This is a genomic window from Haladaptatus sp. SPP-AMP-3 (assembly GCF_049568665.1).
GTDB lineage: Archaea > Halobacteriota > Halobacteria > Halobacteriales > Haladaptataceae > Haladaptatus > Haladaptatus paucihalophilus.
In genome coordinates this window covers 522,792-539,318 of the sequence record NZ_CP145901.1, presented here as the reverse complement: position 1 = coordinate 539,318, position 16,527 = coordinate 522,792, and the positions used below count along the sequence as shown (strand labels likewise).

Below are 16,527 nucleotides of genomic sequence, written 5' to 3'. Positions count from 1 at the left end.
CTCCCCACCCCCGATGTCGGCGAACTCAGCACCCCATCACATCGGTGTGGTCGCGGCCGTTCGTTTCGCTTTCGAACCAGCGGAACGATTCCAAACAGACCACGTAGTTGTCCCCGGTTCTGGAATACCGAATCGCGTACGCGGTGGGATACCAGCCCGCCGTCGGAAACGCCGTCGGCATCGTGATGGGCCGTCGAATCTCGGTGCAGAGGTCGCGGAAGAACGACCGCGTGACCATCGGTTCGAAGAATATCAGTTCGCCGTCGAACGTGCCCCAGAGGAACGTCTGAGTGAACGGCTCGCCGTTGAACTCCGGTGCGGTCAGGTCCATCAAGTGGTTCCCCATCCCCGGTTCCACGGCACCGAGCGACTCGTAGTCGGGTGGTCGTTGACCGGACGGAAGGGGTTCCGTCCCTCGCTGCAGCGTCTCGCACGTGACCGCGGTGGACGCCCGCGGACAATCGCCGTTTTTGATTTCCGTTCGCTTTCCCCGCGGCATCAGATAGAAGTGGAAGTCGAAGTGGGGGACAGCGTAAACGTCCGGCGGCGGGTGGCCGGTCGGATTCCAGTTGAGCATAAACCAGCGGAACGGGATGGAAGCGGTCGTCTCCGGAAACCCGAGCACGGTTTCGTGCCCGCAACACGGCGCTTTGCCGTCCGGGATGTTCCACTTCCCGTCGGTCGGTGCGGTCGGTAATCCGTCCAGCGCGTCGGCGGTGAACCGGACGCCGACGGAGCAGGGTTTCCCGGAACCGGTGCTCGCAACGAACGTCCGAATCGTCCCGTTTCCGACGGCGGCGGGCGGTCCCCACGCGATTCGCTCCGACGGTGGACCCGCGTCCGTCGTCCCTCGCTCGGGGGGCGACGTCGAGGATGGCAACTGCTCGTCCGTGCCGGTCGCTTCCGTGCCGAGGGTGGCGTGCGCTCCGATAGCGCCGACTCCCAGCGCTTTCAAAAGGTTGCGACGATTCGGCTGCATTTGCCGTTCGTGTGACGGTCGGAGCCGACTTATTCTTGCCCCCACCCCGTCACCGAACCGTCCGTCGCTCGACGATATGGAAGACGCTTTGCAACGCGCGTTCCGACCCGTTCGGCCGTCAGACCACGCGAACCGGAACGTCGAGGGCGCCGAGGACGCGCTTCGTCGTCGAACCGATGAGCGGCTTGTCCGGGTCAGAACGCCCCCGTCTTCCCATCACTACCAGCTCGATGTCCTGGTCGCGGACGTACTCGACGATTTCGTCCTCCGGGATTCCGGATTTCACGACGGTAACGCAATCGACGCCGCTTTCGTCGGCTCGGTCTTTCACCGCGTCCACGAATCCCTGTCCCTTCTTTTCCAGTCGCTTTCGGGTTTCCTTGATGTCGCTCGGCGTGGCGACGAAATCCGCGTCTCCCATGTCCATCACGTACAGCGCGTGCACCGTCCCGCCGCTCTCGGTCACGAGTTCGACCGCTTGCTCCGTCGCGCTCTTCGCCGCTTTGCTCCCATCGGTCGGGACCAAAACGTCGTCGTACGATATCGCACCCGTTTCGTCCATGCGTACTCCCTCGACCCGATAGCTAATGAAACGATACCCCCGTTTCGAACGCCGTTGGCGGGGGTGAGAAGGAACCGCCGCTCGACGCGAACGCTACTCAACCTTCAAGAGGGTTGGCTAGTGAATATCCGACTGACAACGATGGACTCAGGAGACGAGGAGTGGTCGCCGTGATACCCGCGCAGTTCGCGGAGTTGTTCGGGGCGAATCCGGTCGTCAACGGACTCGTCGGGGGACTGATCATCGCGTTTTTCAACCTCCTCGGGGCGACGTTAGTGTTCGTCTGGCGGGACCCGTCCGAGCGGGCGATGGACGGCGCGCTCGGATTCGCCGCTGGCGTGATGCTCGCTGCAAGCTTCACGAGCCTCATCCTCCCCGGAATCGAAACGTACTCCAACGGCAATCCTATCCCCGTCTTGGTCGGGATGGCCGTGGGTGCCCTCTTTTTGGACCGGTCCGACGTGCTGGTACCGCACGCACACATCCTCCTCTCCGGCCAACGCCGTCCGGATGCCGCCAATCCGGACGCCGACTTGGGGGTGGACGACGAGCGACTCGCCGGTGTCGTCCTGTTCATCCTCGCCATCACGCTTCACAACATGCCCGAGGGACTCGCGGTCGGCGTCGGGTTCGGGAGCGGCGACCTCGGCACCGCCGTCCCGCTCATGCTCGCCATCGGCATTCAGAACATCCCCGAGGGGTTGGCGGTGTCGGTGGCCGCCATCAACGCGGGACTGGACAAACGCTTCTACGCCGCGTTCGCGGGGATTCGCTCGGGCGCGGTCGAAATCCCCCTCGCGGTCATCGGCGCGTACGCCGTCCAAACCGTCTCGGCCTTGCTTCCTTACGCGATGGGATTCGCCGCCGGAGCCATGCTGTTCGTCATCAGCGACGAAATCGTCCCGGAGACGCACACGAAGGGACACGAGCGTGTCGCGACGTTGGGGACGATATTCGGCGCTATCGTGATGCTGTATCTCGACATCTCGCTCGGATAAACACCGATTCGAATCGATTGTACGCACTCGTGGGGACTACAGGCGACCCAAGAGGACGTCCGTGTCCTCGATTCCCTCGATGACGTACTCCATGAACTGGTTCGCCTTCGCCCCGTCAACGAGGCGGTGGTCGTACGAGAGGTTGAGGTCGATTTGCGGTCGCACCTCGACCTCGCCGTCGATGGCGACCGGTTCCTCCCGAATCCGACCGAGACCCATGATGGCGACTTCGGGGTAGTTGATGATGGGCGTCCCTGACGTTCGGTGTTCGCCGAAGCTCGCGAGATTGGTCACCGTGAAGGTGCCGTCCTGCATATCTTCGAGGTCGATGGTGCGCTCGCGCGCCTGTTCGGCGAGGTCGGTCATCTCCCGCGCGACTTCGACGATGGATTTGCTATCGATGTCCCGTATCACGGGCACCATCAGTCCGTTGTCGGTGTGAGTCGCGAACCCGACGTTGTAGTAGTACTTCTCGACGATTTCGTCGGTGGTGTCGTCGATACTGGCGTTCACCATCGGGAATTCCTTCAGCGCCGGAACGACCGCCTTGAGCAGAATCGGCGTGTAGGTGATGTGCACGTCGTGCTCGGCATCGAGGCGCTCCTTGAGGTCCACGAGTTCGGTGGCGTCGGCTCGGAACCCGGAGGTCAACTGCGGGACGACGGCGACGGAGCGGGACATGTTCTCCGCGATGCGAGCGCGAAGCCCCGAGAGGTCGCGCCGTTCGGCGCGCTCCTCATCCTCGTCGATTTCGACCGGTTCGATTTCCGTGGTCGGGTGTTCGATGGCGTAGGTCCCCTCGCCCCCGGACTCGGCCGTCCCGCCGGTCGCCGCGCCGCCGGACACTCGCGCGTCGATATCGTCGCGGACGACGCGACCGTTCGGCCCCGACCCGTCGATGGACGCGAGATCCACGCCCTGTTCGCGAGCGTACGCTCTGGTTCGCGGTGCCGCGAACACCCGCTCCTCGGTCGTCGCCGGGGACTGCGATTCCTCACCCTCGGCTTCGCTTTCGGCCTCTTCCTCTGCTTGCGCTCCCGCCGTCCCTTCGGTTTCTGCTTCCGCTTCCGCCGTCCCCTCGGACTCCGCTTCCGCCGCTTCTGTTTTCTCCTCCTCGGCTTCCGCCTGTGCTTTCTCGGGGTCTTCTTCCTCGGCTTCCGTCTCCTGTTCGGTGTCGGCCCCTTCCGCCGCCTCCTCGGCCGCTTCGGCTTCCTCGCCGCCGCTCGGCGGCGAGTCCGTCTCGATGACGACTATCACCTCACCGACCTGCACGACGTCGCCCGGTTCGGCCTGCCGCTCCTCGACGGTGCCGGGACAGGGCGATGGAACGTCCGTGACCGCCTTGTCGGTCTCCACCTCGCAGAGGACGTCGTGCTCCTCGATGTCGTCGCCCTCCTCCACGTGCCACTCGACCAGTTCCGCCTCGGTCAATCCTTCGCCGGGGTCGGGAAGTTCGAACTCGTAGTCGGTCACGGCGACCACCTCGGTCTGGGGGTGCCGGGGTCGGCGAGCGGTTTCGAACGTCGCTGTCGGTCTATCGGTCGTTCAGTATTCATAGCTCATCACCGCCTCGATGGCGTATTTCGCGCGCTCCGCGTCCGTGAGATAGTCGTCTTCGATGTCGTTGTTCGGGAAGTGAACGTCGTAGCCCGTCGCCCGTTTGACGGGTGCCTTCAACCGGTCGATGGCGTACTCGTTGACCAGCGCCGAAAGTTCCGCGCCGAGGCCGAGCGTGCGCCGCGCTTCGTGGACGACGACACACCGGCCGGTCTTCTTCACCGACGCCAGAATCGTCTCCACGTCGAGCGGGGAGAGCGACACGAGGTCGATTACTTCGACGTCCGCATCGACTTCATCCGCGGCGCTCTCCGCGTGGCGGACCATCGCCCCCCACGTGAGTACCGTCACGTCCTCGCCCTCTCGGACGGTTCGGGCCTCGTCCAGTGGGAGCGTGTATTCGTCCGTCGGCACCGGTTCGTCGAAACCGCGGTAGATACGTTTCGGTTCCATGAACACCACCGGGTCGTCACACCGGATGCTCGACGCCAACAGTCCCTTCGTCTGGTACGGCGTGCTCGGGCAGAGGACGCGGACGCCCGGCGCGTGAATCTCGAACGTCTCGGTCGATTCCTGATGGTATTCGAGTGCCTTGATGCCGCCGCCGTACGGCATCCGAATCGTCATCGGCAGTTCGATGTCGCCCCCGGTGCGCTCGTACATCTTGGCGACGGCGTACATGAACTGGCCGAACGCAGGGTACGAGAAACCCATGAACTGGATTTCGGGAACCGGCCTGTCGTCCCGCATCGCCATGCCGACCGCGGTTCCGACGATGCCGTTTTCCGACAGCGGCGTGTCTATCACGCGGTCCGGGCCGAACTCGTCGAGAAGTCCCTCCGTGGCTCGAAAGACACCGCCGATGGGGCCGATGTCGTACCCGAGGATTCGCATCGTGTCGTCCCGCGACATCTCCTGACGGAGCGTGTGGTTCACCGCCGTCACGATGTTCCAGTCTTCCGTCTCCACGTCGTCCTCGCCGGGGTCGAGCGGCGCGATGTCGATATCGAGGTCGGGACCGTGCCCCTCCCACTGCTCGGTGTCGAACGCCTCCCCGGTAAAATCAGTGAACGGGTTTTCTCCCTCCTGTTCGCGCTGGAACTCGGTTCGCTGGTGTGCCTCCCGCCACGAGGTGCCGTGGAGGTGGTGATCGAACATCCGCATCGGGTCGGTGTCGGGGACGCTCCGGGCCGTCTCGACGGCATCGTCCACCTCGGCATCGACCTCGTTTCGAATCTCCTCGCGGCGGTCGTCGTCGAGGAGGTTCCGGTTGCCGAGATACGTCGAAAACCGGTCGATGGGGTCGCGTTCCTCCCACTCCTCCTTCAGTTCCGCCTCGTCGCGGTAGAGGTCCGCGTTGTCGGAGGTATTGTGGTTCCCCATTCGGTACGTAACGCATTCGACCAGCGTCGGTCCGCCGCCCTCGCGGGCGCGTTCGACCGCTTCGCTCGCCGCGTCGTAGACGGCGAGCACGTCGTTGCCGTCGACGCGTTCGTGCGGAACGCCGTACGCCTCGGCCTTCTTGGCGAACGTCTCGGCGGCGGTCTGGCGCTGTGACGGTTCCGAAATCGCCCACTGGTTGTTCTGCACGACGACGACGACCGGCGCGTCGAAGACGCCCGCGAAGTTCATGCCGTCGTGGAACGACCCCTCGCTCGTTGACCCGTCACCGATGAAGACCATCGAAACGGTGTCGCGGTCGCGGAACCGGTCGGTCATCGCCGACCCGGCCGCGTTCGTCACGTTCACGGCGACGGGCGTGTAGTCCGGCGAGAAGTTCACCGAAGAGTCCCAGTCGTCGAGTCCCTCGGCAATCGTCTCGGGTTCCTGTCCGGTCGTCCCGAGAATTATCTTCGCCATCGGCACGTCCCAGTGGAGCAGCGCCGCGTTCTGTCGGTAGGTGTAAAACACCCAGTCGTCCTCGTCGAGCGCGGCCGCGGCACCGAGCGGCGTCGCCTCCTCACCGAGTTCGCGGGCGACGAGGCTCGCTTCACCGCTTCGCTGCATGTTCAACATCGTGTCTTCGAGTTGCCGGGTCGCGACCATCGTCCGGTAGAACTCGACGAGTTCGTCGTCTCCGAGACTCGGCACGTCCGCCCCGTCGAGGAGGTGGCCCTCGTCGTCGAGGAGTTGGCGAAAATCGCGCGGGGGGTCCCGCTCGGACCATTTCTCCTCAGACATGGGCGGATACCGATGCTGTGAGACCCGTCGGTGGCTTCGTGTCGGTGCGAGGCGATTCGTTCGTCGGCGGATGGATGGGTTGGTTCATGATTTGGTCGGCGTCTCGAATCAGTCGTTTCGCGTGTGAATGGCGTGGTCGTGAGCGTTGGCCGCGGCTTCCTTCGCGGCCTCCGAGAGCGTCGGATGGGTGTGAATCGTCGCGGCGATGTCCTCCACGGTCGCGCCGAGTTCGAGCGCGAGGCCGAACTCGGCGACGAGTTCCGACGCTTCCGGGGCCACGAGTTGCGCGCCGAGGAGATAGCCTTCGTCGGCGTCGGCGACGACGCGGACGAATCCCTCGTCGGTATCGAGGGTGAGCGCACGACCGCTCGCCCGGAGCGGCATCTCGCCGGTTATCACGTCGTATCCCGCGTCGGCGGCCTCGTCCTCGGTCATTCCGACCGTGGCGATTTCCGGGTCGGTGAACACGACCGCCGGAACGGCCTGATAGTCGAGCGCGGCCGGTTCGCCCGCGATGACTTCGGCGACGACTTCGCCCTCCCGCATCGCCTTGTGGGCGAGCATCGGTTCGCCCGCAACGTCGCCGATGGCGAAGACGTTCTCGCGTTCGGTGCGGCCTCGTCCGTCGGTTTCGATGAAGCCGTCGTCGGTCGGTTCGATGCCGAGTGCGTCGAGGGTCACCGTGTCGATGACGGGTTCGCGGCCGATGGCGACGAGCACCTTCTCGGCGTCGTATTCCGCTTTTTCGCCCCCTTCGTCCTCCGTGACGAGGGTGATACCGCCGTCGCGGTCCCGCCAGTCCGCCGCGCGCTCTCCGAAGTGGAAATCGACGCCGAGGTCCGTCGCGCGCTCGCGAACGAGTTCGCTCGCCGCCGCCCCGTAACCGGGCAGTATCTCGTCCAGCATCTCCACGACGGTCACGTCTGCTCCGGCCTTGGCGTAAGCAGTCGCGAGTTCCATGCCGATGTAACCGGCCCCAACGATGACCAGCGACTCCGGCGCTTCTTCCAGCGCGAGCGCTTGCCGCGAGTCGAGAATCGTGTCCTCATCGAACGGGAAGTCGGGGAGTTCGACGGCGCGACTGCCGGTCGCAACGACGGCGTGGTCGAACGACAGTTCGTGGTCCCCTTCGTCGGTGTGGACCGCGACCGTCGATTCGTCGGCGAACTCGGCGCGCCCCTCAACGAGCGTCGCGCCCGCCCGCTCACAGAGTTGCTCGACGCCGCCAGTGAGTCGGTCCACGACGTCGTCCTTCCAATCGACGGTTTCCGCGAGGTCGATATCCGGGTCGGCGTGGATACCACGATTCCCCCCCGTCGCCGCCTCGTGGGCGGCGTCGGCCGCGGATATTAGCGCCTTCGAGGGGATACACCCGAAGTTGAGGCAGGTACCGCCATACGCCTCCTTCTCTACGAGCGTGACGTCGAGTCCGAGTTGCCCGGCGCGAATCGCCGCGACGTAGCCACCCGGACCCGCGCCGACGATGACGACTTCCGTTTCGTCCGGAACGTGCGTATCAGACATCTCTGGTCGGAATGAGTTGGGTCGGTCTTCGTTCGAAGTTCTGCTTCCCGATTCGTCCGCTTGCGCCGAGTCGAAAAGAGAACGCAACGGCCAGCGCATAATCACTACTGGCTAGTTGCTTACGTATCGACATAGGCACGCGTTCGGGTCTCCGATACGGTCGTCAGTGTATCGGACGGAAAAAGGAGACCGAGAGAGCGGCGTTCAGTCCAGCGACCGCGCCGAGTTGGCGACGACGATGCGGCTAGTTCTCATCGCGGCCGCCCTCTTCCCGTTCAGTCCATTCACGATTATTCCTCGACGGTACACGTGAGCGATTCGAGACCGTACAGGCTGTATAGCGGCCGTAGGTCCGTTAAATCCGCCTCTATCGTTTCGAACCGGTCGAGCAGGACGTCGAACGCGACGTCCGCCTCGATTCGTGCGAGCGGCGCGCCCAGACAGTAGTGGACACCCTTTCCGAATGCGATGTGGCGATTCGGACTTCGTTCGGGACGGAACTCCTCGGGAGCGTCGAAGAGCTCCGGGTCGCGGTTGGCACCACCGAGCCACGCCGTTACGACGTCCCCTTCCCGAATCTGCTTGCCGTTCAGTTCGACGTCCTCCAACGCAACACGGTCCAACGATTGGATCGGAGAGCGGTATCGGAGCACCTCCTCGATAGCCTGTTTCCGGTCGATATCTCCCGTCCGAATCGCATCGGTTATTCCCCGTTCCTCGAAACACCAGAGGGCGTTCGTCAGGAGATTCGTCGTCGTGATGTTCCCCGCAACGAGAAGGAGCATACAGAAGCCGACTTGTTCTCCCCTGCTCAGCTCCTCGGTCGTCGCGGCGAGCGTAATGAGGTCGTCCCCGCTTCCGTCTTGGCGCTCTTCGAGCAACTGGGCAAAGTACTGTCCCATCTGTTGCTGTGCCCACTGCGTCCGCTCTTGGCTCCGTTCGATCGAAGATTCGGATCCGTCCTCGGGACGTGCGACGAGTGCGTCCGACCACTCTTTAAACTCGTCGCGGCGTTCGGCAGGAATTCCCAACAGTTCCGCGATGATGGTTATCGGAAGCCGTATTGCGAACTCATCGACGAAATCGAATCGGTCCTCGCCGTCGATTTGGTCCAATACCTCTTCGGTCAACTCCTCGATTCGAGGCTGGTATTCCCTGAGCGTCCCCGGTTGGAATCGTTCGTTGACGAACCCGCGTAGTCGGTCGTGTCCCGGCGGGTCGACCATGATCATCGTCTGAAACATCGCTCCGTCATCGTCCGTGGCGTTCTCGGAGCCGGATCGATTCGCGGTAAACGACTCGTAATCGGTAAGGACCCGATCGATTTCTTCGTACCGAAAGAGGTCCCAGTGCTGTCGCTCCTCGTCGAAGTGTACGGGGGAGCGTTGACGCATTTCAGCGTACCACTCGAATGGTTCCAACTGTCCGTCTCGACTACGGATCGCTTCCGGCAGTTCGCTCTTTCCCACGACTGCATCTGTGGACTGCATGATTTAATTGACCAATTAATCAATTATAGGCCTTTTTGTTATTCCATCTGATGTGAGAGCGCGGAAACACAGGATATACGGAGCCAGAATCTCTACGAACAGACCTTGTGGGCCGTTATTCCGAATATAGTGTCTTCTCGAATTCGGAGGTCGTTCCGGATGTCGAAACGAGAACTCGACGGTATATCGATGACACACCGCCTACGGGAGAGCGGAGGCTAGTCTTTGCGAGAGATGTCTGCTACGATTCCATCGATCATCGTTAGAACTCGTTCGGCGGCGTCATCGCGGTTCGTCGTCGACCGTGTGTGTAGTCCCTGCTGGATGAGAAAACAGATGTGGTCCGCCGTCAGTTCCGCATCGACCGACCGGAACTGGCCGTCTTCTATTCCCGCCCGGAGTATTCGAGCGATCGCCGTCCGTAGACTGTCTTCCGCTTGTGTCGTTTCCTTTCGGAAGTTATCGTCCCACGTCGCGTGCGCCCACAGTTCGACGTACACCCGTGAAACCGCCGTCTCGATATCCGACGGCGGGGAAAACATGACTCGTTCGACTTGTTCCGATGTCGGATGTAGTATCTGTTCCACGAATCGTCTCAGTTCATCCTCCGCATCGGTGATCGGGTGATCGTCCTGCTGTCCGACGAATATGTCGACGAAGACGTCGAGCATCGAGAGGAGGAGGTCGTCCTTACTATCGTAGTAGTGGTAGATTATAGAGGGGTTTTGACCCAGTTCGTCACCGATATCTTTGATCGAGAGGTCCGCGTATCCGTGTTCGGCGAGCGCGCGAAACGCGGCCTCTCTGATTCGCTGTTCGGTTTCCGGATAGCTGCTCATCGTAATATCGTTATGTTGGGTGTAGGACTAGAAGGTGACTTCAATATTGCCCATGACGGGAGCAATCGAGGGACCCGCTCAGTCCAGCGACCGCGCCGAGTTGGCGACGACGATGAGGCTACTCGTTCCCATCGCGACCGCCGCGAACAACGGGTTCAACAACCCGAACGCCGCGAGCGGGACCGCGACCGCGTTGTAGAGGAACGCCCACCCGAGGTTGCGTCGGAGTCGCCGGTTCGTGCCGCGAGCGACCGCGAACACCTCGGGGACGGCATCGAGGTCGTTGCGCACGAGCACCGCGTCCGCGGCGTCACCCGCGAGGTCGGTGCCGCTTCCGAGCGCGATGCCGATATCGGCCGCCGCGAGCGCCAGCGCGTCGTTGCTCCCGTCGCCGACCATCGCCACCGTCCCCCGAGATTTGAGGCGTTCGATGGTCTCCCGCTTGGCCTGCGGGGGAACGCCCGCGAACACCTCGGTGACGTTCGGGTCGGCGCGGAATCGGGAGACGGCACGCTCGTCGTCGCCCGTGAGTATCACCACGTCGCGGTCGCCGCCGATAGCCGCGACGGCCGTCTCCCACTCGGGTCGCGGAGTGTCTCCGACGACGATGACGCCGCGGACGCGGCCACCCCACGCGACGACGACGGGAACGCGACCCGCGTCGCGGGCGGCGGCCATCGCCGATTCGTTCGACGATGTGAGGGCAACGCCACGAGACTCCACGAGGGTCGGGTGGCCGACGACGACCTGCTCGCCGTCTACGACGCCGGTCACGCCTCTGTCGTGCGTCTCGACGTCTTCGGCGTCGGGCATTTCCTCGGCCGCGTCCGCGACGGCCGCCGCGATGGGATGCGCGGAAAAGCGTTCGAGCGCGCCAGCACGAGCGAGCACCGCGTCGGTGTCGTCAACGCCATCGGCGTCATCGACGTCGGTGTCAGCGTCACCGTTGACCAGGACGTCCCGGACGGTCATCGCGCCGTCGGTGAGCGTGCCGGTCTTGTCGAAGACCACGACGTCGGCGTCGGGGACGGACTCGAACACGGCGTCGGAAGCGACCACGATTCCCCGGTCGGCCGCCTCCCGAATTCCCGACGCGACCGCCAGCGGCGTCGCCAACCCCAGCGCACAGGGACACGAGACGATGAGCACGGTGAGTCCGGTGAGGAGGGCGGCGGCGACCGTCGAACCCGTGACGAGGTGGTAGCCCGTCGTGACCACCGCGAGGGCGAGCACCGTCGGGACGAAGAGGGTCGCCAGTTTGTCCGCGAGTCGCTGGATGCCCGACCGCGAACTCTGAATCTGCCACAACCGTTCGACGAGTCGGTCGAGCGTGCTGGTCGCGTCGGTACCGACCTCGACGACGATGGGGTTGTCGGACGCGATGGTGCCGCCGAGCACGGGGTCGCCGGAACGTCGCGTCTTGGGAATCGACTCGCCCGTGATGAGCGACTCGTCGATGGCGGCGCTGCCGTCGACAACGGTCCCGTCCACGGGAACGCGTTCGCCCGGTCGGACGAGAACGCGGTCTCCGGGCACGAGGTCCTCAACGGGGACGGTCTCGTGGTCGTCGTCCCCGGTGATGCGGGTGGCGTCGTCCACGTGTGCGCTGGTCAACTCGGAGAGGCCGCTCGTGGCGCGCTGCTTGATGCGGTCCTCGTAGTAGTTCCCGACGGTGACCACGATGACGATGGTGACCGTCACGTCGAAGTAGACGTGGGTCCCCCCAACGAGCACCGCGACGGCGCTGTAACAGTAGGAGCTCACCGCCGCCAGCGATACGAGCAGGTCCATGTTCGGCTGGCCCGCGCGGAGGCTGACCACCGCACCGCGGAGTATCGGATACCCGGTGTAAAAGAGGACGATGGAGGACATGAGCCAGACGTTGCCGAACAGGTAGAGGCCGTCGAAGCCGCCGAGGTCCACGAGCGGTTCGAAGCCCAGATAGCTCGGGTACAAAAAGAGGACGTACCACATCATCACCATCATCCCGAAGACGCCGCCGCCGATGAGGAAACGGACGAGTTGCGTGTCGGTGCGCTCCTCGTCGGTGTCGTCGGGGTCGCCGACGCCGTAGCCGTAGCGGTCGAGGACGCGACGGACGTCCTCCAAGTCGGTGTCCGCATCGTGGGCGACCCGAAGCATGTCCGTCGCGTAGCTCGCGTCCGCCCCGTACACGCCGTCCGCGTCGGCGGCGGTCGATTCGATGAACGTCTCGCAGGTCGCACAGTGCATTCCGTCGACCGCGAGGTAGGTGTGGTCCGCGTCCTCGGGCGCATTTTCCGTCCCCGTTTTCCGCTCGCTTCGCACCTCGTCGGCGTCGGCCGCCTCCACGTCGTCCAGCGTTCGCGCGATTTCGAGACAGCCACGACAGCAGTAGCCCCCATCGACGTCACCGTCGGTGACGGGCGCGTCGCCGGTCGGTAATCCACAGAGCGTACACTCGTCGGTCGAACGTCGTTCGTCCGGTGCGCGTCGGTCGTCCGCCGCGGCGGTCGATTCGCTCACCGTTTCACCCCACCAGTCGATAGTTCGGCGACGGAAGCGGGAGCGCCACCCGCGGCACGTCGATACCGAACAGCATCAGTCCGTGTGCGAGCATCAGGTAGCCCAGGACGACGAACGCGACACCCAAGATACGGTGCAGGTGCTTGCTCGCCGACAGCGACCCGAAGACGGTGCCGTAGACCAGCAGCGTCGGGAGCGTTCCGAGACCGACGAGCGCGAGCAGGAACCCGCCGCGGAGCGGGTCGCCGAGCGCGAACGCGTAGACGTACGCGGGGTACGTTATCGGGCACGGAAGGAGCGCGTGAACGACCCCGAGCCCCGCGATGCGGGCATCGCCGACGAAATCGTCCACCCGGCGCGTCAACAGGCCGCTCAGTCGCCCGAACAGGTCGTTCAGCGGTCCGATGGACGGATGCTTGACCGACCCGCCGACGTACGAAAATCCCATGACGGCGATGAATCCACCCGAGAGCAGTGCGGTCGTGGCCTGAATCCCGGTGCCGACCGACAGCACCGCGCTCATCGACCCGACCGTGACGGCACCGAGCGCGGCGAGAAGGGCTCCGACGGTCGCGTACCCGGCGGTCCGGCCGAGGTTGAACACGACGTGCTGGCGCACCTGCAGGAGCGTCAGCGTCCCGGCCTCGGTACCCTCTATCTCCCGCAATCGGTCGGCGTAGACGCTCACCAACGGGCCGCACATCCCGAGACAGTGGCCGCCGCCGAGGAAGCCGATGACGAGAAACACCACGGCGTCCACGTTCCCGGTCGGGAGCGCCACGCCGTGACCGTGGAGCGGAACGAACATCGTCGTCAAGCCGTGGATTCGGCGACGTCGGTCCCGTGGTCACCCTCCGTCGGCGAGACGAGCAGGTAGATGCTCGTGAAGATGAGACTCACGTTGATAGACGTGACGACGCCCGCGTACAGACTCTTCTCGAAGGCGAACGCGACCACCGGAACGAGTGCAAGGAGAGCGATAATACTCACACTTCGAGGCGAATGCTTCGACAGCTCGGCTTTGAGCCGAGAATCACGTTTCGACGGGTCCATACCCGTACTTGGAACTACTGTACTTATGGTACTTCGCCGATTTCCAGCCGATGAGAATTACGGACACATAATTTAAAAAATCTCTTCGTAGCCTGAGCTATGTCGACAGAACTGGAGCAACGTTCGGTTCAAGAGAGCGACTCGGCGGAGCGTCCACGCGGATACCTCGTCGGGTCGGCCTCGAACGGCATCGAACGGGAGCTGGAACACGACGATTTCGACCCCATCGGAACGCTGACGCTGATTTTCGTGTACTTCATGATTTTGGTCTCGATGTGGGTGTTCATGTACTTCGTCGAGTTCCTCGGCCGCGGTATCACGGTGGTGGGATAACATGGAGATTCACGAGTACGAGAAGGTCTGGCTCGCCGCGTCGCTGTTGTTGATAATTGGCATCATCGCGACCGTCACGTACGGTGCGGTCGGCGTGGGCGTCTCGATGATCGACGACGAGGGCGGAACCATCGACCCGAAGGCGGTCGACCAACACCCCAAGTTCGGTAACCCCGGCGTCTACAAAACCGGGGCGAACGAGTACGACGTGTACGTCGTCGCCAAGCAATTCCTGTATCAACCCGGCACGAACGAGCCCATCGTCGTGCCCGCCAACAGCACGCTCACGTTCCACGTGACGTCCGCGGACGTGATACACGGATTCGAGGTGGTCGGCACGAACGCCAACACGATGGTGATTCCGGGACAGATAGCGACGTTCACCGTCGAAGTCTCGGGTCCGCGGGAGTACGGTATCCTCTGTAACGAATACTGTGGCGCGGGCCACCACGGCATGGAAGGGACGCTGAAGGTCGTCCCCGAGAACGAGTTCAACGCGACGGCGGGAGGTGCCTGAGATGTCGCTGTACGTAGACGAGTACCCCGAGGAAGCCAAAGTCATCAAGGCGACGTTCCTCGTCTCGTTCGTCGCATTGGGCATCGGCGCGTTCTTCGGACTGATACAGGGACTCCACCGGACGGGGTTCGTTCGGGTCCTTCCCTCGACCGACTACTACACCATCCTCACGGGACACGGCGTCCTGCTCGCGCTGGTGTTCACCATTTTTTACCTCCTCGGGCTCTTCACGTGGGCCGTCACGCGGAGTTTGGAATCGCCGCTCCCGAACATCAAGTTGACGTGGGCGTGGTTCGGGCTGACGACGACCGGCGCGACGTTCGCGGCGATCGCCATCGTCGCCGGTCTGTTCCCGAGCCTCGATATGAGCGCGGACGTGCTGTACACCTTCTATGCACCCTTACAAGCCCATCCGCTGTTCTACGTCGGATTGGCGATGTTCATCATCGGGACGTGGATGGCGGGCGCGGACTGGTTCCTCGCCTTCCGTAAGTGGCGAAGCGAGCACCCCGACGAGCGCATTCCGCTCCAGACGTTCATGGTGCTGACGACGATGGTGATGTGGTACCTCTCGACCCTCGGCGTCGCCATCTCGGTCGTGTTCTTCTTCATCCCGTGGTCGCTCGGCTTCATCGACACCATCAACCCCCTCCTCACCCGGACGCTGTTCTGGTACTTCGGCCACCCGGTCGTCTACTTCTGGCTGATGCCGGCCTACCTGCTGTGGTACACCGTGCTGCCGAAACTCTCGGGCGGTCGCCTGTTCAGCGACCCGCTCGCGCGCGTTGTGTTCGTGCTCTTCCTGTTGCTCTCGACGCCGGTCGGCATCCACCACCAGTATCTGGACCCCGGCATCGCGGAGGGCTTCAAGTTCATCGCCATGACGAACACGATGTTCCTCCTGCTCCCGAGCCTGCTGACCGCGTTCACGGTCGTCGCCAGTATGGAACACGGCGCGCGCCAGCGCGGCGGGAAGGGCTATCTCAAGTGGCTCGGCGTCCTCCCGTGGCGCGACCCGGCGTTCACCGGGATGGCGCTCGCGGGACTCATGTTCGCGGCGGGCGGGTTCTCCGGCATGATCAACGCCGGGATGAACATCAACTATCTCATCCACAACACGCTGTGGGTCCCCGGCCACTTCCACCTGACAGTCGGGACCGCGGTGGCGTTGACGATGATGGCGGGTGCCTACTGGCTCGTCCCGCAACTGACCGGACGGCGGCTCTACAGCCGTCCCATCGGCCTGTTTCAGGTCGTCACGTGGTTCGTCGGGATGGTGTTCATGTCGAACGCGATGCACCGTGCCGGGCTCCTCGGCATTCCCCGGCGGACCGCCGAACCCCAGTACCAGAGCTTCGACTTCACGGCGACCATCGGGTCGGTGGCCGAACTCCGCGCGCAGCTCGCTATCGGTGCCGTCCTGCTGTTCCTGTCGGTCGTGTTGTTCCTGTTCAACATCCTCCTCTCGTCCATCGAGGACCCCATCGAGATGCCGGTCGACGACAGGATTCCCGCACCGCTTTCGGGAGCGAGCGGAAGTCCGGTCGTCCTCGACAACCTGAAACTGTGGACGGCCATCGCGGCCATCCTCGTGATTCTCGCCTACGTCATCCCGCTGGCGAGCATCATCAGGGACGCCGGGCTGTTCGGCAGGACCGTCGCCGTCCCGGTGCTGATAGACGGATTCAACATGCTAATGGGGGTGATAGCATGAAACTCACAGCAGCCGGTGCTCTCATCCTCGTGGCGGTCAGCATCCCGATAGCCATCGAACTCCGGACGTTCTTCGGGTTCTTCAGTATCGAAGTTCCCATCGTGGTCGTCGCCATCGTGGAGGCGCTGTTCGTGCTCGCCGTCCTCGCCGTGTACGACGGGAGCAAGCGGGCGTCCAGAGCGAGCCACTGAGCCACCCAGCGGTGGCTCAGCGTCGGTCTGACGGAACATCGAACATCAGAACCATCGGAACTACCGAAATCGTCGTTCGAACGC

General features: G+C 63.6%; 15 protein-coding genes. 5 read left to right on the top strand and 10 right to left on the bottom strand.

The window, feature by feature from the left end; all coding sequences use genetic code 11:
• Nucleotides 1-25: 25 nt before the first annotated feature.
• Nucleotides 26-979 (bottom strand): hypothetical protein, encoded by a 954-nt coding sequence (locus tag V5735_RS22595; protein WP_423746908.1) that lies wholly within the window; start codon nt 977-979, stop codon nt 26-28.
• 118 nt (nt 980-1,097) lie between these two features.
• Nucleotides 1,098-1,541, bottom strand: a complete 444-nt coding sequence (locus V5735_RS22590; protein ID WP_423746907.1) for a universal stress protein — start codon at nt 1,539-1,541, stop codon at nt 1,098-1,100.
• A 161-nt stretch (nt 1,542-1,702) separates the two neighbouring features.
• On the opposite strand from V5735_RS22590, the gene V5735_RS22585 reads away from it, so the two are divergent.
• Nucleotides 1,703-2,539, top strand: a complete 837-nt coding sequence (locus V5735_RS22585; RefSeq protein ID WP_423746906.1) for a ZIP family metal transporter — start codon at nt 1,703-1,705, stop codon at nt 2,537-2,539.
• 36 nt (nt 2,540-2,575) lie between these two features.
• On the opposite strand, the gene V5735_RS22580 is transcribed toward V5735_RS22585, so the two are convergent.
• From V5735_RS22580 to V5735_RS22545, 8 genes are all read right to left on the bottom strand, one after another.
• On the bottom strand, nt 2,576-4,012 hold the full coding sequence (locus V5735_RS22580) for a dihydrolipoamide acetyltransferase family protein (protein ID WP_423746905.1): 1,437 nt from the start codon (nt 4,010-4,012) through the stop codon (nt 2,576-2,578).
• Nucleotides 4,013-4,084: 72 nt separating this feature from the next.
• Nucleotides 4,085-6,277, bottom strand: coding sequence for a thiamine pyrophosphate-dependent enzyme (locus V5735_RS22575; protein WP_423746904.1), 2,193 nt, complete (start codon nt 6,275-6,277; stop codon nt 4,085-4,087).
• Between the two features lie 108 nt (nt 6,278-6,385).
• Nucleotides 6,386-7,801: a dihydrolipoyl dehydrogenase gene (lpdA, locus tag V5735_RS22570; protein ID WP_423746903.1), complete on the bottom strand. Its 1,416-nt coding sequence runs from the start codon at nt 7,799-7,801 to the stop codon at nt 6,386-6,388.
• Nucleotides 7,802-8,091: 290 nt separating this feature from the next.
• Nucleotides 8,092-9,291, bottom strand: a complete 1,200-nt coding sequence (locus V5735_RS22565; protein WP_423746902.1) for a cytochrome P450 — start codon at nt 9,289-9,291, stop codon at nt 8,092-8,094.
• A gap of 218 nt (nt 9,292-9,509) precedes the next feature.
• A complete protein-coding gene (locus tag V5735_RS22560) occupies nt 9,510-10,130 on the bottom strand; it encodes a TetR/AcrR family transcriptional regulator (protein WP_423746901.1) in 621 nt (206 codons plus the stop codon).
• Between the two features lie 78 nt (nt 10,131-10,208).
• A complete protein-coding gene (locus tag V5735_RS22555) occupies nt 10,209-12,635 on the bottom strand; it encodes a heavy metal translocating P-type ATPase (RefSeq protein ID WP_423746900.1) in 2,427 nt (808 codons plus the stop codon).
• 4 nt (nt 12,636-12,639) lie between these two features.
• On the bottom strand, nt 12,640-13,443 hold the full coding sequence (locus V5735_RS22550) for a sulfite exporter TauE/SafE family protein (RefSeq protein ID WP_423746899.1): 804 nt from the start codon (nt 13,441-13,443) through the stop codon (nt 12,640-12,642).
• Between the two features lie 5 nt (nt 13,444-13,448).
• Nucleotides 13,449-13,688, bottom strand: a complete 240-nt coding sequence (locus tag V5735_RS22545) for a hypothetical protein (RefSeq protein WP_423746898.1) — start codon at nt 13,686-13,688, stop codon at nt 13,449-13,451.
• Nucleotides 13,689-13,787: 99 nt separating this feature from the next.
• Here V5735_RS22545 and V5735_RS22540 point away from each other — a divergent pair, with 99 nt between their 5' ends.
• The 4 genes from V5735_RS22540 to V5735_RS22525 are packed head-to-tail and all read left to right on the top strand — an operon-like array spanning nt 13,788 to nt 16,443.
• Nucleotides 13,788-14,021, top strand: a complete 234-nt coding sequence (locus tag V5735_RS22540) for a hypothetical protein (RefSeq protein ID WP_423746897.1) — start codon at nt 13,788-13,790, stop codon at nt 14,019-14,021.
• A gap of 1 nt (nt 14,022) precedes the next feature.
• Nucleotides 14,023-14,538: a cytochrome c oxidase subunit II gene (locus tag V5735_RS22535; protein WP_423746896.1), complete on the top strand. Its 516-nt coding sequence runs from the start codon at nt 14,023-14,025 to the stop codon at nt 14,536-14,538.
• A gap of 1 nt (nt 14,539) precedes the next feature.
• Nucleotides 14,540-16,252: a b(o/a)3-type cytochrome-c oxidase subunit 1 gene (locus V5735_RS22530; protein ID WP_423746895.1), complete on the top strand. Its 1,713-nt coding sequence runs from the start codon at nt 14,540-14,542 to the stop codon at nt 16,250-16,252.
• On the top strand, nt 16,249-16,443 hold the full coding sequence (locus V5735_RS22525) for a CbaC protein (protein ID WP_423746894.1): 195 nt from the start codon (nt 16,249-16,251) through the stop codon (nt 16,441-16,443). The genes V5735_RS22530 and V5735_RS22525 overlap by 4 nt, the downstream gene beginning before the upstream one ends.
• The last annotated feature ends 84 nt before the right edge of the window (nt 16,444-16,527 follow it).